The organism is Streptomyces sp. NPDC088147 (genome assembly GCF_044741565.1).
GTDB lineage: Bacteria > Actinomycetota > Actinomycetes > Streptomycetales > Streptomycetaceae > Streptomyces.
The window spans coordinates 489,329-509,557 of sequence record NZ_JBIUSY010000007.1 but is presented as its reverse complement, the minus strand read 5'-3'; the positions used below and the strand labels follow the sequence as shown (position 1 = coordinate 509,557).

General features: G+C 68.6%; 28 protein-coding genes. 26 read left to right on the top strand and 2 right to left on the bottom strand.

Features of this window, described 5'->3' with window-relative positions:
- The first annotated feature begins 25 nt into the window (after nt 1-25).
- From rplV to truA, 25 genes are all read left to right on the top strand, one after another.
- Entirely contained in the window at nt 26-373 is a 348-nt protein-coding gene (gene rplV, locus ACIOGX_RS25925) for a 50S ribosomal protein L22 (RefSeq protein ID WP_030351438.1), read from the top strand.
- A complete protein-coding gene (rpsC, locus tag ACIOGX_RS25920) occupies nt 373-1,221 on the top strand; it encodes a 30S ribosomal protein S3 (protein WP_030351439.1) in 849 nt (282 codons plus the stop codon). Before rplV ends, rpsC begins: the two co-directional genes overlap by 1 nt.
- A gap of 5 nt (nt 1,222-1,226) precedes the next feature.
- Nucleotides 1,227-1,646, top strand: a complete 420-nt coding sequence (gene rplP / locus ACIOGX_RS25915) for a 50S ribosomal protein L16 (RefSeq protein WP_014047785.1) — start codon at nt 1,227-1,229, stop codon at nt 1,644-1,646.
- The gene (rpmC, locus tag ACIOGX_RS25910) at nt 1,646-1,870 is read left to right on the top strand and encodes a 50S ribosomal protein L29 (protein WP_129770858.1); all 225 of its coding nucleotides are present in this window, start codon (nt 1,646-1,648) and stop codon (nt 1,868-1,870) included. Before rplP ends, rpmC begins: the two co-directional genes overlap by 1 nt.
- Entirely contained in the window at nt 1,870-2,160 is a 291-nt protein-coding gene (gene rpsQ, locus ACIOGX_RS25905) for a 30S ribosomal protein S17 (protein ID WP_249948331.1), read from the top strand. Before rpmC ends, rpsQ begins: the two co-directional genes overlap by 1 nt.
- Nucleotides 2,161-2,281: 121 nt before the next feature.
- Complete coding sequence (gene rplN, locus ACIOGX_RS25900) at nt 2,282-2,650, top strand: 50S ribosomal protein L14 (RefSeq protein WP_003974257.1); 369 nt, start codon at nt 2,282-2,284, stop codon at nt 2,648-2,650.
- Between the two features lie 2 nt (nt 2,651-2,652).
- The gene (gene rplX, locus ACIOGX_RS25895; protein WP_030351442.1) at nt 2,653-2,976 is read left to right on the top strand and encodes a 50S ribosomal protein L24; all 324 of its coding nucleotides are present in this window, start codon (nt 2,653-2,655) and stop codon (nt 2,974-2,976) included.
- A complete protein-coding gene (rplE, locus tag ACIOGX_RS25890; protein ID WP_030351443.1) occupies nt 2,976-3,536 on the top strand; it encodes a 50S ribosomal protein L5 in 561 nt (186 codons plus the stop codon). Before rplX ends, rplE begins: the two co-directional genes overlap by 1 nt.
- Before the next feature lie 2 nt (nt 3,537-3,538).
- Nucleotides 3,539-3,724 (top strand): type Z 30S ribosomal protein S14, encoded by a 186-nt coding sequence (locus tag ACIOGX_RS25885; protein WP_003948630.1) that lies wholly within the window; start codon nt 3,539-3,541, stop codon nt 3,722-3,724.
- A gap of 214 nt (nt 3,725-3,938) precedes the next feature.
- Nucleotides 3,939-4,337: a 30S ribosomal protein S8 gene (rpsH, locus tag ACIOGX_RS25880; protein WP_030351444.1), complete on the top strand. Its 399-nt coding sequence runs from the start codon at nt 3,939-3,941 to the stop codon at nt 4,335-4,337.
- 21 nt (nt 4,338-4,358) lie between these two features.
- Nucleotides 4,359-4,898: a 50S ribosomal protein L6 gene (gene rplF / locus ACIOGX_RS25875; protein ID WP_129770855.1), complete on the top strand. Its 540-nt coding sequence runs from the start codon at nt 4,359-4,361 to the stop codon at nt 4,896-4,898.
- Between the two features lie 3 nt (nt 4,899-4,901).
- Nucleotides 4,902-5,285 (top strand): 50S ribosomal protein L18, encoded by a 384-nt coding sequence (rplR, locus tag ACIOGX_RS25870; RefSeq protein ID WP_030351446.1) that lies wholly within the window; start codon nt 4,902-4,904, stop codon nt 5,283-5,285.
- 46 nt (nt 5,286-5,331) lie between these two features.
- Nucleotides 5,332-5,934, top strand: coding sequence for a 30S ribosomal protein S5 (rpsE, locus tag ACIOGX_RS25865; protein WP_030351447.1), 603 nt, complete (start codon nt 5,332-5,334; stop codon nt 5,932-5,934).
- Nucleotides 5,934-6,116, top strand: a complete 183-nt coding sequence (gene rpmD / locus ACIOGX_RS25860) for a 50S ribosomal protein L30 (protein ID WP_066943591.1) — start codon at nt 5,934-5,936, stop codon at nt 6,114-6,116. Before rpsE ends, rpmD begins: the two co-directional genes overlap by 1 nt.
- Before the next feature lies 1 nt (nt 6,117).
- Entirely contained in the window at nt 6,118-6,573 is a 456-nt protein-coding gene (gene rplO, locus ACIOGX_RS25855) for a 50S ribosomal protein L15 (RefSeq protein WP_030351448.1), read from the top strand.
- Between the two features lie 255 nt (nt 6,574-6,828).
- Nucleotides 6,829-8,148 carry a preprotein translocase subunit SecY gene (secY, locus tag ACIOGX_RS25850; RefSeq protein WP_030351449.1) on the top strand — a complete coding sequence of 440 codons (1,320 nt, stop codon included), beginning with the start codon at nt 6,829-6,831 and terminating at the stop codon, nt 8,146-8,148.
- Nucleotides 8,148-8,807 carry an adenylate kinase gene (locus ACIOGX_RS25845; protein ID WP_356515671.1) on the top strand — a complete coding sequence of 220 codons (660 nt, stop codon included), beginning with the start codon at nt 8,148-8,150 and terminating at the stop codon, nt 8,805-8,807. Before secY ends, ACIOGX_RS25845 begins: the two co-directional genes overlap by 1 nt.
- A gap of 186 nt (nt 8,808-8,993) precedes the next feature.
- A complete protein-coding gene (map, locus tag ACIOGX_RS25840) occupies nt 8,994-9,830 on the top strand; it encodes a type I methionyl aminopeptidase (protein ID WP_401760385.1) in 837 nt (278 codons plus the stop codon).
- A 140-nt stretch (nt 9,831-9,970) separates the two neighbouring features.
- Nucleotides 9,971-10,192: a translation initiation factor IF-1 gene (infA, locus tag ACIOGX_RS25835; RefSeq protein ID WP_003956442.1), complete on the top strand. Its 222-nt coding sequence runs from the start codon at nt 9,971-9,973 to the stop codon at nt 10,190-10,192.
- Nucleotides 10,193-10,247: 55 nt separating this feature from the next.
- On the top strand, nt 10,248-10,361 hold the full coding sequence (gene rpmJ / locus ACIOGX_RS25830; RefSeq protein WP_003956441.1) for a 50S ribosomal protein L36: 114 nt from the start codon (nt 10,248-10,250) through the stop codon (nt 10,359-10,361).
- A gap of 187 nt (nt 10,362-10,548) precedes the next feature.
- Complete coding sequence (gene rpsM, locus ACIOGX_RS25825) at nt 10,549-10,929, top strand: 30S ribosomal protein S13 (RefSeq protein WP_129770852.1); 381 nt, start codon at nt 10,549-10,551, stop codon at nt 10,927-10,929.
- Nucleotides 10,930-10,994: 65 nt separating this feature from the next.
- A complete protein-coding gene (rpsK, locus tag ACIOGX_RS25820; protein ID WP_003956432.1) occupies nt 10,995-11,399 on the top strand; it encodes a 30S ribosomal protein S11 in 405 nt (134 codons plus the stop codon).
- A 119-nt stretch (nt 11,400-11,518) separates the two neighbouring features.
- Nucleotides 11,519-12,541, top strand: a complete 1,023-nt coding sequence (locus tag ACIOGX_RS25815) for a DNA-directed RNA polymerase subunit alpha (protein WP_003956430.1) — start codon at nt 11,519-11,521, stop codon at nt 12,539-12,541.
- 119 nt (nt 12,542-12,660) lie between these two features.
- Entirely contained in the window at nt 12,661-13,167 is a 507-nt protein-coding gene (gene rplQ / locus ACIOGX_RS25810) for a 50S ribosomal protein L17 (protein WP_129770851.1), read from the top strand.
- Nucleotides 13,168-13,267: 100 nt separating this feature from the next.
- Entirely contained in the window at nt 13,268-14,170 is a 903-nt protein-coding gene (truA, locus tag ACIOGX_RS25805) for a tRNA pseudouridine(38-40) synthase TruA (RefSeq protein ID WP_401916573.1), read from the top strand.
- Between the two features lie 27 nt (nt 14,171-14,197).
- On the opposite strand, the gene ACIOGX_RS25800 is transcribed toward truA, so the two are convergent.
- Nucleotides 14,198-17,404: a glycosyltransferase gene (locus ACIOGX_RS25800; RefSeq protein WP_401916570.1), complete on the bottom strand. Its 3,207-nt coding sequence runs from the start codon at nt 17,402-17,404 to the stop codon at nt 14,198-14,200.
- A gap of 171 nt (nt 17,405-17,575) precedes the next feature.
- Nucleotides 17,576-18,454: a hypothetical protein gene (locus ACIOGX_RS25795; RefSeq protein ID WP_401760396.1), complete on the bottom strand. Its 879-nt coding sequence runs from the start codon at nt 18,452-18,454 to the stop codon at nt 17,576-17,578.
- A 92-nt stretch (nt 18,455-18,546) separates the two neighbouring features.
- Between ACIOGX_RS25795 and ACIOGX_RS25790 the strand changes: the two genes are divergently transcribed.
- Entirely contained in the window at nt 18,547-20,166 is a 1,620-nt protein-coding gene (locus ACIOGX_RS25790; protein ID WP_356515683.1) for an ATP-binding cassette domain-containing protein, read from the top strand.
- Nucleotides 20,167-20,229 lie beyond the last annotated feature (63 nt).

The following is a 20,229-nucleotide window of genomic DNA, read 5'->3' as shown; positions in this document are numbered from 1 at the left end:
TATGACTTACACCGAAGGGACAACCATGGAAGCCAGGGCCCAGGCGCGGTACATCCGCGTCACGCCCATGAAGGCCCGCCGCGTGGTGGACCTCATCCGTGGCATGGATGCCACGGAGGCTCAGGCGGTCCTGCGCTTCGCCCCGCAGGCCGCGAGCGTGCCGGTCGGCAAGGTGCTTGACAGCGCCATTGCCAACGCCGCGCACAACTACGACCACACCGACGCCTCTTCGCTGATCATCAGCGAGGCGTACGTGGACGAGGGCCCGACCCTGAAGCGGTTCCGTCCGCGTGCCCAGGGCCGTGCCTACCGGATCCGTAAGCGGACCAGCCACATCACCGTGGTCGTCAGCAGCAAGGAAGGAACCCGGTAATGGGCCAGAAGGTTAACCCGCATGGGTTCCGGCTCGGTATCACCACGGACTTCAAGTCCCGCTGGTATGCCGACAAGCTGTACAAGGACTACGTCAAGGAAGACGTCGCCATTCGTCGCATGATGACGAAGGGCATGGAGCGGGCCGGCATCTCCAAGGTGGAGATCGAGCGCACCCGCGACCGCGTCCGCGTCGACATCCACACCGCACGTCCGGGCATCGTCATCGGCCGCCGCGGCGCCGAGGCCGACCGCATCCGCGGCGAGCTGGAGAAGCTGACCGGCAAGCAGGTCCAGCTGAACATCCTCGAGGTCAAGAACCCCGAGGTGGACGCTCAGCTGGTGGCCCAGGCCGTCGCCGAGCAGCTGTCCTCGCGTGTCTCCTTCCGTCGCGCCATGCGTAAGAGCATGCAGTCGACGATGAAGGCCGGCGCCAAGGGCATCAAGATCCAGTGCGGTGGCCGTCTCGGCGGCGCCGAGATGTCCCGCTCGGAGTTCTACCGCGAGGGCCGCGTGCCCCTGCACACGCTCCGTGCGAACGTCGACTACGGCTTCTTCGAGGCCAAGACGACCTTCGGCCGTATCGGTGTGAAGGTCTGGATCTACAAGGGCGACGTCAAGAACATCGCCGAGGTGCGCGCCGAGAACGCCGCGGCCCGCGCCGGCAACCGTCCGGCCCGTGGTGGTGGCAACGACCGTCCCGCCGGCCGTGGTGGCCGCGGTGGCGAGCGTGGCGGCCGTGGCCGCAAGCCGCAGCAGAACCCGGCAGCCGAGGCCCCCAAGGCCGACGCCGCCGCTGCTCCGGCCGCTGAGGCGACGTCCTCTTCTACCGGCGGAACGGAGGCCTGACCGACATGCTGATCCCCCGTAGGGTCAAGCACCGCAAGCAGCACCACCCGAAGCGCAGCGGAATGTCCAAGGGTGGGACGCAGGTTGCGTTCGGCGAGTACGGCATCCAGGCGCTGACCCCCGCGTACGTGACGAACCGTCAGATCGAGGCCGCTCGTATCGCGATGACCCGTCACATCAAGCGTGGCGGCAAGGTCTGGATCAACATCTACCCGGACCGTCCGCTCACCAAGAAGCCCGCCGAGACCCGCATGGGTTCCGGTAAGGGTTCCCCGGAGTGGTGGATCGCGAACGTCAAGCCCGGCCGGGTGATGTTCGAGCTGTCCTACCCGAACGAGAAGATTGCGCGTGAGGCGCTTACCCGCGCTGCTCACAAGCTTCCGATGAAGTGCCGGATCGTTCGGCGCGAGGCAGGTGAGTCGTGATGGCGGCCGTGACCAAGGCGTCCGAACTGCGCGAACTGGGCAACGAGGAGCTTCTCGCGAAGCTTCGCGAGGCCAAGGAAGAGCTGTTCAACCTCCGCTTCCAGGCGGCGACGGGTCAGCTCGAAAACCACGGGCGGCTGAAGCTCGTGCGCAAGGACATCGCGCGGATCTACACCCTGATGCGTGAGCGCGAGCTGGGCATCGAGACGGTGGAGAGCGCCTGATGACTGAGAGCAACGTGACCGAGACCAACGCCACGACCGACCGCGGCTTCCGCAAGACCCGTGAGGGTCTGGTCGTCAGCGACAAGATGGACAAGACCGTCGTCGTCGCTGTCGAGGACCGCGTCAAGCACGCGCTGTACGGCAAGGTCATCCGCCGTACGAACAAGCTCAAGGCGCACGACGAGCAGAACGCCGCCGGCATCGGCGACCGCGTCCTCCTGATGGAGACCCGGCCGCTGTCCGCCACGAAGCGGTGGCGCATCGTCGAGATCCTCGAGAAGGCCAAGTAACCCCTCCGAGGGGGTTTCCCCTCGGAACAGTTCCGCCAGGCTCGGTGGGGCTCCATGAGCGACGTACGCAAGTCGACTTGCGGAGCCCCGCCGGGAACCGGCAGACGATCAGGAGATAGACGTGATCCAGCAGGAGTCGCGACTGCGTGTCGCCGACAACACGGGTGCGAAGGAAATTCTCACCATCCGTGTTCTCGGTGGCTCGGGTCGCCGCTACGCAGGCATCGGTGACGTCATCGTCGCCACCGTCAAGGACGCGATCCCCGGTGGCAACGTGAAGAAGGGTGACGTCGTCAAGGCGGTCATCGTTCGCACCGTCAAGGAGCGCCGCCGTCCGGACGGCTCGTACATCCGCTTCGACGAGAACGCCGCCGTCATTCTGAAGAACGACGGCGACCCTCGCGGCACCCGTATCTTCGGCCCGGTGGGCCGTGAGCTGCGCGAGAAGAAGTTCATGAAGATCATCTCGCTCGCGCCGGAGGTGCTGTAAGCATGAAGATCAAGAAGGGCGACCTGGTTCAGGTCATCACCGGTAAGGACAAGGGCAAGCAGGGCAAGGTCATCGTGGCCTACCCCACGCAGGACCGTGTTCTCGTCGAGGGTGTCAACCGGGTCAAGAAGCACACCAAGGCCGGCCAGACGGCTCGCGGTTCGCAGACCGGCGGCATCGTGACCACCGAAGCCCCCATCCACATCAGCAATGTTCAGCTGGTCGTGGAGAAGGACGGCAAGAAGGTCGTCACCCGCGTCGGCTACCGCTTTGACGACGAGGGCAACAAGATCCGCGTTGCCAAGCGGACCGGTGAGGACATCTGATGACTGCGACCACTACCGCGCCGCGTCTGAAGCTGCGCTACCGCGAGGAGATCGCCGGAAAGCTGCGTGAGGAGTTCTCGTACGAGAACGTCATGCAGATCCCCGGCCTCGTCAAGATCGTGGTCAACATGGGTGTGGGCGACGCCGCCCGCGACTCCAAGCTGATCGAGGGTGCCATCAAGGACCTCACCACGATCACCGGCCAGAAGCCGTCCGTCACCAAGGCCCGGAAGTCCATCGCGCAGTTCAAGCTGCGCGAGGGTCAGCCGATCGGCTGCCACGTCACCCTCCGCGGTGACCGCATGTGGGAGTTCCTGGACCGTACGCTGTCGCTCGCGCTGCCGCGTATCCGTGACTTCCGCGGTCTGTCCCCGAAGCAGTTCGACGGCCGTGGCAACTACACCTTCGGTCTCACGGAGCAGGTCATGTTCCACGAGATCGACCAGGACAAGATCGACCGGGTCCGGGGCATGGACATCACCGTGGTCACCACGGCGACCAACGACGACGAGGGTCGTGCCCTCCTTCGTCACCTCGGCTTCCCGTTCAAGGAGAACTGACCGTGGCGAAGAAGGCTCTGATCGCTAAGGCCGCCCGCAAGCCGAAGTTCGGTGTGCGCGGTTACACCCGCTGCCAGCGCTGCGGCCGTCCCCACTCCGTCTACCGCAAGTTCGGCCTGTGCCGTGTGTGCCTTCGTGAGATGGCCCACCGCGGCGAGCTGCCGGGCGTGACCAAGAGCTCCTGGTAGTCCTGCTTTTCTCAGGACCACCCGAAGCTCTCGGTAAGCAATGTGGTTGGTGGGAGCCCTCCTTCACATGCCGTAGGCTTGTGGGGTTGGGCGCCCGCCGTCCATTTAAGACTTACTACGCCGTAGGTCCCCGCACCGCACCCGTCCCGGCTCTGATCGGGGAGAGGGATGGCGCATACAGGAAACCCCGGCGAGAGAGGCCGAAGGCCAATTCATGACCATGACTGATCCCATCGCAGACATGCTCACGCGTCTGCGCAACGCGAACTCGGCGTACCACGACGACGTCGTGATGCCGCACAGCAAGATCAAGTCGCACATCGCGGAGATCCTCCAGCAGGAGGGCTTCATCACCGGCTGGAAGGTCGAGGACGCCGAGGTCGGCAAGAACCTCGTCCTGGAGCTGAAGTTCGGCCCGAACCGCGAGCGTTCGATCGCCGGCATCAAGCGCATCTCCAAGCCGGGTCTGCGTGTGTACGCGAAGTCCACCAATCTGCCGAAGGTTCTCGGCGGCCTGGGCGTGGCCATCATCTCCACGTCCCACGGTCTCCTGACCGGCCAGCAGGCCAGCAAGAAGGGCGTAGGTGGGGAAGTCCTCGCCTACGTCTGGTAGTCGGGAACGGAGGAATAGCTCATGTCGCGAATCGGCAAGCTCCCCATCCAGGTTCCCGCCGGTGTGGACGTCACCATCGATGGCCGTACGGTCGCGGTGAAGGGCCCCAAGGGTTCCCTCTCGCACACCGTTGCCGCGCCGATCGAGGTCACCAAGGGCGAGGACGGCATCCTTCAGGTGCTGCGCCCGAACGACGAGCGTCAGAACAAGGCCCTGCACGGCCTGTCCCGCACGCTGGTGGCGAACATGATCACCGGCGTGACCCAGGGATACGTCAAGGCGCTCGAAATCAGCGGAGTCGGCTACCGCGTCCAGGCGAAGGGCTCCAACCTGGAGTTCGCCCTGGGCTACAGCCACCCGATCCTCATCGAGGCCCCCGAGGGCATCACCTTCAAGGTCGAGTCGCCCACGAAGTTCACCGTCGAGGGCATCGACAAGCAGAAGGTCGGCGAGGTCGCCGCTAACATCCGCAAGCTGCGGAAGCCCGACCCGTACAAGGCCAAGGGCGTCAAGTACGCGGGCGAGGTCATCCGCCGCAAGGTCGGAAAGGCGGGTAAGTAAGCCATGGCATACGGTGTCAAGATTGCTAAGGGCAAGGCCTACAAGGCCGCTGCCATCAAGCGTCGTCACATCCGCGTTCGCAAGCGCATCTCCGGTTCGCCGGAGCGTCCGCGCCTGGTCGTGACGCGTTCCAACCGCCACATGGTCGCTCAGGTCATCGACGACATCGCGGGCCACACGCTCGCGTCGGCGTCGACCCTGGACACCTCGATCCGTGGTGCCGAGGGCGACAAGAGCGCCCAGGCCAAGCAGGTCGGATCCCTGGTCGCCGAGCGCGCCAAGGCCGCCGGCGTCGAGGCCGTCGTGTTCGACCGCGGTGGTAACCAGTACGCAGGGCGCATTGCCGCTCTGGCTGACGCCGCCCGCGAAGCCGGGCTGAAGTTCTAAGCCCCGGTTCCGGAGCTAGCGGACGTAACAGAGAGAGGTAAATCCAATGGCTGGACCCCAGCGCCGCGGAAGCGGTGCCGGTGGCGGCGAGCGGCGGGACCGGAAGGGTCGCGACGGTGGCGCTGCCGCCGAGAAGACCGCTTACGTTGAGCGCGTTGTCGCGATCAACCGCGTTGCCAAGGTTGTGAAGGGTGGTCGTCGCTTCAGCTTCACCGCGCTGGTCGTGGTGGGCGATGGTGACGGCACCGTGGGTGTCGGTTACGGCAAGGCCAAGGAGGTGCCGGCCGCCATCGCCAAGGGTGTTGAGGAGGCCAAGAAGCACTTCTTCAAGGTCCCCCGTATCCAGGGCACCATCCCGCACCCGATCCAGGGCGAGAAGGCCGCGGGCGTCGTCCTGCTCAAGCCGGCTTCCCCCGGTACCGGCGTGATCGCCGGTGGCCCGGTGCGTGCCGTGCTGGAGTGCGCGGGCGTGCACGACATCCTGTCGAAGTCGCTCGGCTCGGACAACGCGATCAACATCGTGCACGCGACCGTGGCGGCCCTCCAGGGCCTGCAGCGTCCCGAGGAGATCGCGGCCCGCCGCGGTCTGCCCCTCGAGGACGTCGCCCCCGCGGCTCTGCTCCGTGCGCGTGCGGGAGCGGGTGCGTAATGGCCCGTCTCAAGATCACGCAGACGAAGTCGTACATCGGCAGCAAGCAGAACCACCGCGACACCCTGCGTTCGCTCGGCCTCAAGCGGGTCAGCGACACGGTTGTCAAGGAGGACCGCCCCGAGTTCCGCGGCATGGTGCACACCGTCCGCCACCTCGTGACCGTTGAGGAGGTCGACTGACATGGCGGAGAACAACCCGCTGAAGGTCCACAACCTCCGTCCTGCCCCGGGCGCCAAGACCGCCAAGACCCGTGTGGGTCGTGGTGAGGCGTCCAAGGGTAAGACCGCAGGTCGTGGCACCAAGGGCACCAAGGCCCGCTACCAGGTTCCGGAGCGCTTCGAGGGTGGGCAGATGCCCCTCCACATGCGTCTCCCGAAGCTCAAGGGCTTCAAGAACCCGTTCCGCACCGAGTACCAGGTCGTGAACCTGGACAAGCTCTCCGCTCTCTACCCCGAGGGCGGCGAGGTCACGGTGGCCGATCTGGTCACCAAGGGCGCGGTGCGCAAGAACAGCCTCGTCAAGGTCCTGGGCCAGGGCGAGATCTCCGTGGCGCTGCAGGTTTCGGTTGACGCCGTCTCCGGCTCCGCCAAGGAGAAGATTGCCGCCGCCGGCGGCACCGTCACCGAGCTCGTCTGAGACAACTCGATGGCCTGAACATCCGACCGGGGATGCCTCTCAAAAGGGGCATCCCCGGTTGGTCGTTCCAAGGGGGGCACTGTCGCCGGTAAGGTGGCGTGCATTGTTGCTGTACTGAAGCCGGGGGCTCGCCCCCGGACCCCCGCCGCGCGGTGTGTCCGCAGGGGTGCCCCGCGCGGTTCCGCTTGTTCCGTATCCGTCGATCCTCAATACCGTCACCTCTGACGCAGTAGCGCGGGGGTCGCAGGAGGCACCGTGCTCACCGCGTTCGCCCGGGCGTTCAAGACGCCCGACCTGCGCAAGAAGCTGCTCTTCACACTCGCCATCATCGTGCTGTACCGGCTCGGGGCACATGTCCCGGTACCGGGCGTCAGTTACGAGAATGTCCAGACGTGTGTCGACGCGGCCCAGAAGGGCAATAACAGCCTGTTCGGTCTGGTGAACATGTTCAGCGGCGGGGCGCTGCTGCAGATCACGATCTTCGCGCTCGGCATCATGCCGTACATCACCGCGAGCATCATCCTGCAGCTGCTGACCGTGGTCATCCCCAGGCTGGAGGCCCTCAAGAAGGAAGGGCAGTCCGGTCAGGCCAAGATCACGCAGTACACCCGTTATCTGACGGTCGCCCTCGCCGTGCTGCAGGGCACCGGCCTGGTCGCCACCGCCCGTAGCGGCGCGCTCTTCAGCGGCTGCCCGGTCGCCTCGGAGATCGTGCCCGACCAGTCGATCTTCGTCACCGTCACCATGGTGATCACCATGACCGCGGGTACCGCGGCGGTCATGTGGCTCGGTGAGCTCATCACCGACCGGGGCATCGGCAACGGCATGTCCATCCTGATGTTCATCTCGATCGCCGCCGGCTTCCCCGGCGCGCTGTGGGCCATCAAGGAGAGCGGCACGCTCGCCAAGGGCTGGATCGAGTTCGGCACGGTCATTCTGATCGGCTTCGTGATGGTGGGCCTGGTCGTCTTCGTCGAGCAGGCGCAGCGCCGGATCCCCGTGCAGTACGCGAAGCGCATGATCGGCCGCAGGTCCTACGGCGGTACGTCCACGTACATCCCGCTGAAGGTGAATCAGGCGGGTGTGATCCCCGTCATCTTCGCGTCGTCGCTGCTGTACATCCCGGCGCTCGTCGCGCAGTTCTCCAGTGGGAACTCCGCGTGGAAGACCTGGATCGAGGCGCACTTCGTCAAGGGTGACCACCCGTACTACATCGCCACGTACTTCCTGCTGATCGTGTTCTTCGCCTTCTTCTATGTGGCCATCTCCTTCAACCCCGAAGAAGTCGCCGACAACATGAAGAAGTATGGTGGCTTCATCCCGGGTATCCGGGCAGGTCGACCTACAGCCGAGTATCTGAGCTACGTGCTCAACAGGATCACTTGGCCGGGCTCGCTGTATCTGGGTCTGATTGCTCTCGTCCCGACGATGGCGTTGGCAGGCTTCGGCGGTGCGAACCAGAACTTCCCGTTCGGCGGGACGAGCATCCTCATCATCGTGGGTGTGGGTCTGGAAACCGTGAAGCAGATCGAGAGCCAGCTTCAGCAGCGTAATTACGAAGGGTTCCTCCGCTGATGCGAATCGTCCTCGTCGGGCCGCCCGGTGCCGGCAAGGGAACGCAGGCCGCGTACCTCGCCAAGAACCTGAAGGTCCCGCACATCTCCACGGGCGACCTCTTCCGGGCCAACATCAGCCAGGGCACGACCCTCGGCAAGCTGGCGAAGTCGTACATGGACGCCGGGAACCTGGTACCCGACGAGGTCACCATCGCGATGGCCCAGGAGCGGATGGCCCAGCCGGACGCCACGGGCGGCTTCCTGCTGGACGGCTTTCCGCGCAACGTCTCGCAGGCGAAGGCGCTGGACAAGGCGCTGGAGACGGACGGCGTGAAGCTGGACGCGGTGCTGGACCTGGAGGTCCCGGAGGACGAGGTCGTCACGCGGATCGCGGGGCGCCGGGTCTGTCGCAACGACAGCGCGCATGTCTTCCACGTCACCTACAGCCCGCCGAAGAAGGAGGGTGTCTGTGACATCTGCGGCGGCGAGCTGTACCAGCGGGACGACGACTCCGAGGAAACGGTGCGGACCCGTCTCGAGGTCTACCACACACAGACCGAGCCGATCATCGACCACTACCGGGCCCAGGGCCTGGTGGTGACGATCTCCGCGCTCGGCAAGGTCACCGAAGTGACCGAGCGCGCGATGGCGGCGCTCGAGCGGGGCCGGGCCGCGTAGCTCCCGGGCCCCAGCAGTGCAGCACCACCAGTACGGCCGTGGCGTCCCTCGGGCACCACGGCCGTACTGTTGAGCGGTCCGCGTGCGGCGGACGTATCAAGCGGTGCGTATCAAGCAGTGCGTATCAAGCCGTACGTATCGAGCAGTGCGTAGCGAATCAGTCACAGTCAGGTGGAAGGCACAGGCATGGTGCAGATCAAGACCCCCGAGCAGATCGCGAAGATGCGCGAGGCGGGACTGGTCGTCGCCGCCGTGCACGCGGCCACCGGCGCGGCGGCGGTGCCCGGCGCCACCACCAGGGACCTCGACCAGGTCGCCCGCAAAGTACTGGCCGAGCACGGCGCCAAGCCGAACTTCCTCGGGTACGGCGGGTTCCCCGCGACGATCTGCACCTCGGTCAACGAGGTCGTCGTCCATGGCATCCCGGACGACACGACCGTCCTCAAGGACGGCGACATCATCTCCATCGACGCCGGCGCGATCATCGACGGCTGGCACGGCGACGCGGCCTTCACGGCGTTCGTCGGCACCGGTCACGCTCCGGAGCTGGTCGAGCTGTCCCGGGTGACCGAGGAGTCGATGTGGGCCGGGATCGCGGCCATGCGGGCCGGCAACCGGCTGGTGGACGTGTCCCGGGCGATCGAGACGTACATCCGGCGCCAGCCCCGCCCCGGTGGCGGCAAGTACGGGATCATCGAGGACTACGGCGGCCACGGCATCGGCACCGAGATGCACATGGACCCGCACCTGCTGAACTATGTCTCGCGCAAGCGCGGCAAGGGCCCGAAGCTGGTTCCCGGCTTCTGCCTGGCGATCGAGCCCATGGTCTCGCTCGGTACGCCGCGTACGGAGGTGCTGGAGGACGAGTGGACGGTCATCACGACCGACGGGACCTGGTCCTCGCACTGGGAGCACTCCGTGGCGCTGACCGAGGAGGGCCCGCTGGTCCTGACCGCCCCCGACGGAGGCAGGGCGAAGCTCGCCGAGCTGGGCATCACCGCGGCTCCCGATCCGCTGGCTTAAGAATCTCCCTCGGTGGGCAAACTCAACGGATTCGTCTTTTCGAGTGCGCTCCCGTAGACTGACGCGTCGGCTCTGGTGTACCCGTGTGTCTTCATGCGGCTGCCAGAATCGATCAAGGTAGCCGATTCGAAGGGCGAAGCGTGGCCAAGAAGCAAGGTGCCATCGAAATTGAGGGCACCGTGATCGAGTCCCTCCCGAACGCCATGTTCAAGGTGGAGCTGCAGAACGGTCACAAGGTCCTCGCGCACATCAGCGGCAAGATGCGGATGCACTACATCCGAATCCTCCCCGATGACCGGGTTGTGGTGGAGCTGTCTCCGTACGACCTGACGCGTGGCCGGATCGTCTACCGATACAAGTAGATCTTGCAGACATCCCTCACGGGGTGCCCGCACTGACCCGGAGAACCTCAATCCCATGAAGGTCAAGCCGAGCGTCAAGAAGATCTGCGACAAGTGCAAGGTGATCCGCCGTCACGGCCGGGTCATGGTCATCTGCGACAACCTGCGCCACAAGCAGCGCCAGGGCTGACGCAAGACCACCTGCCTCTCGCAGTACTTCGCGCGACGCGAGCAAACTCGTAATGACGCAGTGTCCGGCTCCCACACGGTGGGACCGACACCTCCGGCGGAGGCCGGGGACCTGGATGCGTGCGGTGTGTATGCCGTACGGCCGGGACGACGCTGTGGAAGACCTCCGACATCATCAGGAGCCATGAATGGCACGCCTCGCAGGCGTTGACCTCCCGCGCGAAAAGCGCGTCGAGGTCGCCCTCACCTACGTCTTCGGTATCGGGCGCACCCGGTCCAAGGAGACTCTCGCCGCCGTTGGCGTCGACCCGAACATCCGCGTCCGCGACCTCGCCGAGGAAGACCTCGTCAAGATCCGCGAGTACGTGGACGCCAACCTCAAGACCGAGGGTGACCTCCGTCGCGAGATCGCCGCCGACATCCGCCGCAAGGTCGAGATCGGCTGCTACCAGGGTCTGCGTCACCGCCGTGGCCTGCCGGTGCACGGACAGCGCACCAGCACGAACGCTCGTACCCGCAAGGGCCCGCGTCGCGCCATCGCCGGTAAGAAGAAGCCGGGCAAGAAGTAGTCCTCAGCGGACGCTCATCCGCGGTCTTCGCTGTAGGACCGACCACCTCCCTGTAGGAGAAATAGATGCCCCCCAAGGGTCGTCAGGGCGCTGCCAAGAAGGTGCGCCGCAAGGAAAAGAAGAACGTCGCTCACGGGCACGCCCACATCAAGAGCACGTTCAACAACACGATCGTCTCGATCACCGACCCCTCGGGCAACGTGATCTCCTGGGCCTCCGCCGGCCACGTCGGCTTCAAGGGCTCGCGCAAGTCCACCCCCTTCGCCGCGCAGATGGCCGCCGAGTCGGCCGCCCGCCGCGCGCAGGAGCACGGCATGCGCAAGGTCGACGTCTTCGTGAAGGGTCCCGGCTCCGGCCGTGAGACCGCGATCCGCTCGCTCCAGGCCACCGGCCTGGAGGTGGGCTCGATCCAGGACGTCACCCCCACCCCGCACAACGGCTGCCGCCCCCCGAAGCGCCGCCGCGTCTGACCCCTTCCCCCCTCGCCGGGGGAACGGCTCGCGGGCGGTACGGCGCTTCGGTGCCGTGCCGCCCGTACCCTTGTTCTGTTGGCATCAAATAGCGGGTGCCAAGACTGGAGGACCGAAACATGCTTATCGCTCAGCGTCCCTCGCTGACCGAAGAGGTCGTCGACGAATACCGCTCGCGGTTCGTGATCGAGCCGCTGGAGCCGGGCTTCGGCTACACGCTCGGCAACTCGCTCCGGCGTACGCTCCTCTCCTCGATCCCCGGCGCGGCGGTCACGTCGATCCGGATCGACGGTGTCCTGCACGAGTTCACCACCGTGCCGGGCGTCAAGGAGGACGTCACCGACCTCATCCTGAACATCAAGCAGCTGGTCGTCTCCTCGGAGCACGACGAGCCGGTCGTGATGTACCTGCGCAAGCAGGGTCCCGGCCTGGTCACGGCCGCTGACATCGCCCCGCCGGCCGGTGTCGAGGTGCACAACCCGGACCTCGTCCTCGCGACGCTGAACGGCAAGGGCAAGCTGGAGATGGAGCTGACCGTCGAGCGCGGTCGCGGCTATGTCTCCGCCGTCCAGAACAAGCAGGTGGGCCAGGAGATCGGCCGGATTCCGGTCGACTCCATCTACTCGCCGGTGCTCAAGGTCACGTACAAGGTCGAGGCGACCCGTGTCGAGCAGCGCACCGACTTCGACAAGCTGATCGTCGACGTCGAGACCAAGCAGGCCATGCGGCCGCGCGACGCCATGGCGTCCGCCGGCAAGACACTGGTCGAGCTGTTCGGTCTGGCGCGCGAGCTCAACATCGACGCCGAGGGCATCGACATGGGCCCGTCGCCGACGGACGCGGCGCTGGCCGCCGATCTCGCCCTGCCGATCGAGGAGCTCGAGCTCACCGTCCGGTCGTACAACTGCCTCAAGCGCGAGGGCATCCACTCCGTGGGTGAGCTCGTGGCGCGCTCCGAGGCCGATCTGCTCGACATCCGTAACTTCGGTGCGAAGTCGATCGACGAGGTCAAGGCGAAGCTGGCCGGCATGGGCCTGGCCCTCAAGGACAGCCCGCCCGGATTCGACCCGACCGCCGCGGCGGACGCCTTCGGCGCCGACGACGACGCGGACGCCGGGTTCGTGGAGACCGAACAGTACTGAGGTTCCGGGGCCGGGGCGGTACGGCCCGGACCCGGGTGATTGCGCTTCCGCGGGGCAGCCGCCCCGCGGGAACTGACACCGGTACCTGATACGGCCGGTGCAGACACAAGGAGATACACATGCCGAAGCCCGCCAAGGGTGCCCGTCTGGGCGGCGGCGCCGCGCACGAGAAGCTGCTCCTCGCGAACCTCGCGAAGTCGCTCTTCGAGCACGGCCGCATCACCACGACCGAGGCCAAGGCCCGCCGCCTGCGCCCGATCGCGGAGCGTTTCATCACCAAGGCGAAGAAGGGCGACATCCACAACCGTCGCCTGGTGCTGCAGTCGATCACGGACAAGAGCGTCGTCCACACGCTCTTCACCGAGATCGCCCCGCGGTACGAGAACCGCCCCGGTGGTTACACGCGTATCACCAAGATCGGCAACCGTCGCGGCGACAACGCCCCGATGGCGGTCATCGAGCTGGTCGAGGCCCTGACCGTGGCGCAGCAGGCCACCGGTGAGGCCGAGGCGGCGACGAAGCGCGCGGTCAAGGAAGACGCCCTCAAGAAGGACGAGGCTCCGGCCGAGACCGTCGAGGACGCCAAGCCGGCCGCCGAGGCCGAGTCGGAGTCCAAGGACGCCTGAGCGTTCTGACGACTGACGGACGGGTCCGCTCCCTGAGGGGGGCGGGCCCGTTCCGCGTGGAGAGGACGGACAGGTGGGTCAGGTGGGTGAGGTGGGCCAGGTGAGCGCCGGCAGCGCGGACGTCGAGGGCGCGGCGCCCGGACACGTACGGATACGGCTGGACCTGTCGTACGACGGCAAGGACTTCTCCGGCTGGGCGAGGCAGCGGACCCGGCGGACCGTCCAGGGCGAGATCGAGGACGCGCTGCGTACGGTGACGCGGTCCTCGCGTACGTACGAGCTGACCGTCGCGGGGCGTACGGACGCGGGCGTGCACGCGCGCGGGCAGGTCGCGCATGTCGATCTGCCGGACGACGTGTGGGCCGAGCACCGGGAGCGGCTGCTGAGGCGGCTCGCGGGGCGGCTGAGCCACGACGTACGGGTCTGGCGGGTCACCGAGGCGCCCCCGGGCTTCAACGCGCGGTTCTCGGCGGTCTGGCGGCGCTACGCGTACCGCGTGACCGATCATCCCGGGGGTGTGGATCCGCTGCTGCGCGGTCATGTGCTCTGGCACGACTGGCCGTTGGACGTGGCGGCGATGAACGCGGCGTCCGCCGGGCTGCTCGGCGAGCACGACTTCGCGGCGTACTGCAAGCGGCGCGAGGGCGCGACGACCATCCGTACGCTCCAGCGGCTGGAGTGGGAGCGCGACGCGCACGGAGTGATCACCGCGACCGTGCGGGCCGATGCCTTCTGCCACAACATGGTGCGCTCGCTGGTGGGCGCGCTGCTGTTCGTGGGCGACGGACACCGGCCCGTGGAGTGGCCGGCGAAGGTGCTCGCGACGGGGGTGCGGGACTCGGCGGTGCATGTCGTACGGCCGCACGGGCTCACCCTGGAGGAGGTCGGCTATCCGGCCGACGAACTGCTGGGCGAGCGGAACCGTGCGGCGCGCAACAAGCGGACGCTGGGCGCGAACCTGAACGGGTACGCGGACGGCGGCGGGGACGCGGGCTGCTGCTGAGGCCGGCCGCCGGACCGGCCGCCGGGGTCAGCTGCTCCGCAGCCGTCGGGCCAGGCGGCGCAGCGGTCCCGGTGTACGGGACTGCGGGGCCGGCGCGGGTGCGGGCTCCGGCGCGGGGACCGCGACGCGCAGGGACAGATCCTTCCGCGGATTCGTCCAGTACGGCGTGACGCGGCGGTCGGGCGCGGTGGGGTGCGGTACGGGCGTGAGGCGCTCGGGCACCTCGGGCCCGCGCCGCGAGCCGAGCCGCGCGGACTTCGTCCAGCCGAGCGCGGTGAGGCGCACGGACAGATCCCAGACGCCGTCGCCGAGCGGCGCGCCGTCCAGCGCCGTGGCGAGGTCGAGCCGGGCCGTCCCGGCGACGCTCAGCACGCCTTCGGGGCGGAAGACGGTGGTCTTCGTGGGCAGCCGGTACTCGGCGCCGCTGGCGCGCTCGCGCAGGACGAGCACGACGGACGCCTTGGCGGGGGAGGCGCCGCCGGTGAGCGGCTCCCGGGCGAGACGGTCCCGCAGGGCCGGGGAGAGACCGGCAGGGGCGAGGGCCTCCCGGTCCGTAGCGCCGCCGGTGCCGGTGCCCGTGCCGCCGCCCGTGCCCATGTCGGCGCCGGTGCCGGTGTCGGTGACGCCCAGAGGGCCGTCGGCGCCGTGCAGCTCGCCGGTGAAGGCGATCCGCAGACAGCCGCCGCCGTCCAGCCACGAGAGCGCGTCCAGCCGGGCGTGGCAGACGACCGAGGACTCCCACGCGGCGAGCGCCACCAGATCGTCGAGCCGGTCGTCGGTGATCAGCCCGACCGCCACCCGGCGCGCGGCGGGCAGACCTGCCACCGACGTCTCGGAGATCCCGTCCACGACGACCCCGCGGATCGCCCGGAACAGCTCGCGCCGGGCGTCCTCGTCCAGGTCCAGCAGGCGTGAGCCGCTCAGCCGGTCCAGGATCTCCACGCGCAGCCAGCGCCGGTGCAGCCGGTCGCGCGCCGCCCCGGGGCCGACGAGCCCGTCGACGGTCTTCAGCAGGGCGCGCAGCCCGGTGTAGAACTCCCCGGGCGGTACGGCGGGGCCCGCGCCGCCCGGACCGTAGTGGTAGCAGACGTAGCCGCCGAGGACGGCGGTACGGCCCGCCCGGAGGGTGGCCTCGGCGGTGAACGCCTGCTCCGCCAGCTGAGATCCGCCCGCGGCGAAGCGCAGCCCGTGCCTGTCGAGGAAGGCGCGGTGGAACAGCTTGTCGGCGGTGAGGCTGTCGGCCAGCGGGTCCTTGGCGAGGGTGGCGCGCGGCCGGTCCCGTACGAACAGCTCGCGGGGGACGGGCCGGCCCTTGCCCGCGAGCTTGCCGGCGACGATGTCGGCGTCGTGCTCGATGCCGTACGCGTACATCCGCTCCAGGGCTTCCGTGCCGAGCCGGTCGCCGGGCTCCATGTACAGCACGTACTCGCCGGTCGCGCCGTCGGTCCCGGCGTTACGGGGATCGGTGCCCGGCGCCGCGTCCGCCACGGTGATCACCTCGACGGCGTCCGCCGGAAGGGTCTGGGCGGCCAGTGAGGCGAGGGTGGCCTCGACGGCCTCCGGCGTGGCTCCGGCGGTCGGTACGACGACGCTGACCTTCGGCGGCCGGGGGCCGGGCTCCGCGTCGGTCGCCCGTACGGTCAGGGTCAGCCCGTCGTCGGTGAGGGCGCCGGTGATCTCGTGCCCGCCGAGGATCCCGGGGGCGGGCAGGGACACCTCCCCGGGGGCCGTGCTCCCGCCGAGGCGTGTGTACCGGTCGAAGCCCGCGCCCGTCAGCCTGATCCGCACCTCCCACACGCCCTCGGCCAGGGGCGCGCCGCCCGCGCCGCGCAGCGGGTCGATGGCGACGGTGCCGTGGACGACGGGCCGTACGAGCACGGTGCCCTCGGGCGAGGGTCCTGCGGGTCCTGCGGGTCCTGCGGGGCCGTCCGGGGCGGGTTCCGGGGCGGGTTCCTCCTCCAGGACGAGCGAGGTCTCGCACGCGGGGAGCCACACATGCGCGGTCTCCGCGTGGCGCAGCAGCACATCGGCCTTGAAGGACTTCAACTCGTCGGTCACGTCGACGGGTTCGGACAGGACCCCGTCGGTCAGGGCGGGCGCGAGGACGTACCGGTCCCCTCGCCGGGCCAGCAGCAGACCGGACCCGTCGTGGGCGCCGCCGGGGCCGGGTTCGCCCGCGAACCGGGCGGTGAACGACGCCGTGAACCGGTCGCGGCTCCAGCCCGCCCGCTCGATCGCGCACCGGGCGCTCAGATCCGTCTGTCTGCGGGTGAACTCGGTCAGTTCCGCCGGTCTGTTCTCCCGGAGCAGGCCCGATCGGGTCCGCTGTACGGCGGCCAGCCCCGTGTGCACGCCGTCCGTCATGAACTCCTCGGCCAGCTCGCGCACCACCTCGAACGGGTCGTCCCGGAACGGCGGGTCGACCAGCAGGCCGCGCGGCGGCTCGCCCAGCCGGTGCAGCATCTCCACCCGGTAGAAGCGGCGCAGCAGCCGGTCGCGCTCGGGCCCCGGCTCGGTGCCCGCGACGACGGTCGCCATGACCTCGCGGAGGTTCCCGTAGTAACGGCGCGGGTCCATGGCGGCCGTACCGGCGTTCTCGGCGTCCTCACGGGCCCAGTACGCGTAGCAGACGTAGTCGCCCAGTACGGAGACCACGGACGCCTTGAGATAGGCGCGGACCATGAAGAGCTGGTCCTCCAGGATCCAGGGCCCCTCGGGGTGCGCGATGCCGTGCTCGCGCAGGAACGCGGTGCGGAACATCTTGTGCGGGGTGAGGCTGTCGATCAGCGGCGCGTTCCGTACGGTGCAGCTCTCCCGGGTCCGGGTCATCAGACCGTACGGGACGCCCCGGCTGCGGAAGTTGCTGGCGACCTTGCCGATGACGATGTCGGAGTCGTTGCGCGCGGCCATGGCGTACAGCCGCTCCAGCGCCTCGGGCGCCAGCCGGTCGTCGTGGTCGGCGAACTGCACATAGCGACCGTTCGCCCGCTCCACGCCGATGTTGCGCGGCTTCCCCGGCCAGCCCGAGTTGGGGATGCGTTCCATCCGGAAGTGGCGGTGCTCGGCGACCAGGGCCGCCAGCCGCTCCGGGGTCGCGTCGGTCGAGCCGTCGTCGACGAAGAGCACCTCGAACTCGTCGCGGGGCAGGGTCTGCCCCAGCAGCGAGCCGACCAGTGGCTCGATGTGGATTCCCGAGTTGTACGTCGGTACCACCACGGTGACTTTGACCGCCATCCACCCCACGCCCTCTGAACGTTCACCAGCGCCACACAATCCGCGCTGACTGTACCCAGCGCGGAGCGCCCGCGAGACCGAAGCCGGTGCGGGCGACGCGGCGTACGGGCGGCGGTTACGGGGCGACGGAGAGGGTGTCGGGGGTGGTCCAGGGGGGGGCGACGGGCCCGGTTACGGGGCGACGGGCGCGGTGGCCGCGGCCGATGCCTGGGCCCTGCCCCGGGCGAGGATCTGGCGGAAGGCGAACTCCGCGATGTCGTCCCCGGTGGTGAAGACGTCCTTGTCCGAGGGGGTGACGTTCTTGCCCGAGGTGAAGCCGCCGACCGTGAAGTAGACGTACCTGCCGTACGAGTTGGTGGTCTTGCGGCAGATCGAGGGGGCCCGGCAGAAGGTCGGGACACCGGCGCCGGAGAGCGAGGCGATGCCGCCCTTCGCCTGGTCCTTGGCCTTCAGCGCCAGCGCCTCCGTCTCGAAGACCGCGACGCCGACGGTCACGGCGACCCCGCCCTTGCTGTACGTGGCGCGGATGACCTGGTCGCAGCTGTTCGAGGCGAGGATCGAGCCGAGCGCGCCCTGTGCCGCCGCAGCGCAGTTGGTGGTGCGGGCCGTGGCGCCCTTCGCGTAGGCGCGGTCGCTCATCGTGACCTTGTCGCCGGGGAAGAGGGTGTCCGCGCTCAGCGGCGCCTTGTCCTTGTCGGCGCTGGAGACGTAGTCCTTCGGGTTCGGCGGCGGCAGCGGCTCGACCGAGGAGAAGGTGGGCTCGGCCTCGGGACTGCGGTCCGGCAGATCGGTGGGGGTGGGCAGTTCGTTGGCGGTGTTCTGCGTACCGCGGTCGTTCCCGCCGTTCATGGAGACGACGGCGGTCGCCACGATCGCGGCTATCGCGCCGGTCGCGAGCACGCCGCCACCGATCATCAGCCAGCGTTTGCGGCGGGTACGCGCGGCGGAGGCGTCCGCGAGAGCGGCCCAGTCCGGTGTCTGTGTGCCGTGCGGGTCATGGTCCGGTGAACCGGGGCCGCCCCAGGAGGGCCCCCCTTGCCCAAAGCTCATGACGGGAGTTTAGACCGCCCGGCGACCGGGAAACCGCGCGGGAATCGGAAAAGGATTGGGCTCCGGCGCGACCTGCACGGACAATGCGGGACATGGGACATGTCGAGGCCGCGCATCTGGAGTACTACCTTCCCGACGGGCGGGTGCTGCTCGCCGACGCCTCGTTCCGGGTCGCCGAAGGGTCCGTCGTCGCTCTCGTCGGGGCCAACGGCGCCGGCAAGACCACGCTGCTGAGACTGATCGCGGGGGAGCTCCAGCCGCACGGCGGCACGGTCACGGTCAGCGGCGGGCTCGGGGTGATGTCACAGTTCGTGGGGTCGGTACGGGACGAGCGTACGGTCCGTGACCTGCTGGTCTCGGTCGCACAGCCGCGCCTGCGGGAGGCCGCGGCGGCCGTGGACGCGGCCGAGCACGGCATCATGACGGTCGACGACGAGGCCGCGCAGATGCGGTACGCGCAGGCGCTCAGCGACTGGGCGGAGGCACACGGCTACGAGGCCGAGACGGTCTGGGACATGTGCACGACGGCGGCGCTCGGCGTCCCGTACGAGAAGGCGCAGTGGCGCGAGCTGCGCACCCTGAGCGGCGGCGAGCAGAAGCGGCTCGTCCTGGAGGCCCTGCTGCGCGGGCCCGATCAGGTGCTGCTCCTCGACGAGCCGGACAACTATCTGGACGTGCCGGGCAAGCGGTGGCTGGAGGAGCGCCTGAAGGAGACCCGTAAGACGGTCCTCTTCATCTCCCACGACCGGGAGCTGCTGGCCAGGGCCGCCGAGAAGATCGTGAGCGTGGAGCCGAGCCCGGCCGGTTCCGACGTGTGGGTGCACGGCGGCGGGTTCGGTACGTACCACGAGGCACGCAAGGAGCGCTTCGCGCGCTTCGAGGAGCTGAAGCGGCGCTGGGACGAGGAACACGCCCGGCTGAAGGCGCTGGTGCACCGGCTGCGGCAGCAGGCGGCGATCAGCCCCGACATGGCCTCGCGCTACCGGGCGATGCAGACGCGCTTCAAGAAGTTCGAGGACGCGGGAGCGCCGCCGGAGCCGCCGCGTGAGCAGGAGATCTCCATGCGGCTGCGCGGCGGCCGTACCGGCGTACGGGCCGTGACCTGCGAGAACCTGGAGCTGACCGGGCTGATGAAGCCGTTCTCGCTGGAGATCTACTACGGCGAGCGGGTCGCGGTCCTCGGGTCGAACGGCTCCGGCAAGTCCCACTTCCTGCGGCTGCTGGCAGGCGAGGACGTACGGCACACCGGCCAGTGGAAGCTGGGCGCGCGCGTCGTACCGGGCCACTTCGCGCAGACCCACGCCCACCCCGAGCTGCTGGGCCGCACGCTGGTCGACATCCTGTGGACGGAGCACGCGAAGGACCGCGGCGGCGCAATGAGCGTGCTGCGCCGGTACGAGCTGGAGCGCCAGGGCGACCAGCCCTTCGACAAGCTCTCGGGCGGCCAGCAGGCGCGCTTCCAGATCCTGCTGCTCGAACTGCGCGGCACGACCGCGCTGCTGCTGGACGAGCCGACGGACAACCTGGACCTGGAGTCGGCGGAGGCCCTCCAGGACGGTCTTGAGGTGTACGACGGGACAGTGCTCGCGGTCACCCACGACCGCTGGTTCGCCCGCTCCTTCGACCGGTATCTGGTATTCGGCTCGGACGGGGTCGTACGGGAGACGCCGGAGCCGGTGTGGGACGAGCGCCGGGTGGTACGGGCGCGGTAGGCGCGGGGGCCGACGGCCGCGGGCCTCGCGGGCGCGGGCCCCCGTTTTGACCCGTACGGGGCA

What these genes read in the sequence shown, in the direction of transcription:
- rplE (WP_030351443.1), top strand. Translation starts at nt 2,976, where the DNA reads ATGACTGCGACCACTACCGCGCCGCGTCTGAAGCTGCGCTACCGCGAG.
- ACIOGX_RS25815 (WP_003956430.1), top strand. Translation starts at nt 11,519, where the DNA reads ATGCTTATCGCTCAGCGTCCCTCGCTGACCGAAGAGGTCGTCGACGAA.
- ACIOGX_RS25795 (WP_401760396.1), bottom strand. Translation starts at nt 18,454, where the DNA reads ATGAGCTTTGGGCAAGGGGGGCCCTCCTGGGGCGGCCCCGGTTCACCG.
- rplR (WP_030351446.1), top strand. Translation starts at nt 4,902, where the DNA reads ATGGCATACGGTGTCAAGATTGCTAAGGGCAAGGCCTACAAGGCCGCT.
- rpsH (WP_030351444.1), top strand. Translation starts at nt 3,939, where the DNA reads ATGACCATGACTGATCCCATCGCAGACATGCTCACGCGTCTGCGCAAC.
- rplV (WP_030351438.1), top strand. Translation starts at nt 26, where the DNA reads ATGGAAGCCAGGGCCCAGGCGCGGTACATCCGCGTCACGCCCATGAAG.
- rpmJ (WP_003956441.1), top strand. Translation starts at nt 10,248, where the DNA reads ATGAAGGTCAAGCCGAGCGTCAAGAAGATCTGCGACAAGTGCAAGGTG.
- rplP (WP_014047785.1), top strand. Translation starts at nt 1,227, where the DNA reads ATGCTGATCCCCCGTAGGGTCAAGCACCGCAAGCAGCACCACCCGAAG.
- map (WP_401760385.1), top strand. Translation starts at nt 8,994, where the DNA reads ATGGTGCAGATCAAGACCCCCGAGCAGATCGCGAAGATGCGCGAGGCG.
- rpmD (WP_066943591.1), top strand. Translation starts at nt 5,934, where the DNA reads ATGGCCCGTCTCAAGATCACGCAGACGAAGTCGTACATCGGCAGCAAG.
- rpsM (WP_129770852.1), top strand. Translation starts at nt 10,549, where the DNA reads ATGGCACGCCTCGCAGGCGTTGACCTCCCGCGCGAAAAGCGCGTCGAG.
- rplO (WP_030351448.1), top strand. Translation starts at nt 6,118, where the DNA reads ATGGCGGAGAACAACCCGCTGAAGGTCCACAACCTCCGTCCTGCCCCG.
- rpmC (WP_129770858.1), top strand. Translation starts at nt 1,646, where the DNA reads ATGGCGGCCGTGACCAAGGCGTCCGAACTGCGCGAACTGGGCAACGAG.
- ACIOGX_RS25845 (WP_356515671.1), top strand. Translation starts at nt 8,148, where the DNA reads ATGCGAATCGTCCTCGTCGGGCCGCCCGGTGCCGGCAAGGGAACGCAG.
- ACIOGX_RS25800 (WP_401916570.1), bottom strand. Translation starts at nt 17,404, where the DNA reads ATGGCGGTCAAAGTCACCGTGGTGGTACCGACGTACAACTCGGGAATC.
- ACIOGX_RS25790 (WP_356515683.1), top strand. Translation starts at nt 18,547, where the DNA reads ATGGGACATGTCGAGGCCGCGCATCTGGAGTACTACCTTCCCGACGGG.
- rpsC (WP_030351439.1), top strand. Translation starts at nt 373, where the DNA reads ATGGGCCAGAAGGTTAACCCGCATGGGTTCCGGCTCGGTATCACCACG.
- rplX (WP_030351442.1), top strand. Translation starts at nt 2,653, where the DNA reads ATGAAGATCAAGAAGGGCGACCTGGTTCAGGTCATCACCGGTAAGGAC.
- rplF (WP_129770855.1), top strand. Translation starts at nt 4,359, where the DNA reads ATGTCGCGAATCGGCAAGCTCCCCATCCAGGTTCCCGCCGGTGTGGAC.
- rpsQ (WP_249948331.1), top strand. Translation starts at nt 1,870, where the DNA reads ATGACTGAGAGCAACGTGACCGAGACCAACGCCACGACCGACCGCGGC.
- rpsK (WP_003956432.1), top strand. Translation starts at nt 10,995, where the DNA reads ATGCCCCCCAAGGGTCGTCAGGGCGCTGCCAAGAAGGTGCGCCGCAAG.
- rplQ (WP_129770851.1), top strand. Translation starts at nt 12,661, where the DNA reads ATGCCGAAGCCCGCCAAGGGTGCCCGTCTGGGCGGCGGCGCCGCGCAC.
- rpsE (WP_030351447.1), top strand. Translation starts at nt 5,332, where the DNA reads ATGGCTGGACCCCAGCGCCGCGGAAGCGGTGCCGGTGGCGGCGAGCGG.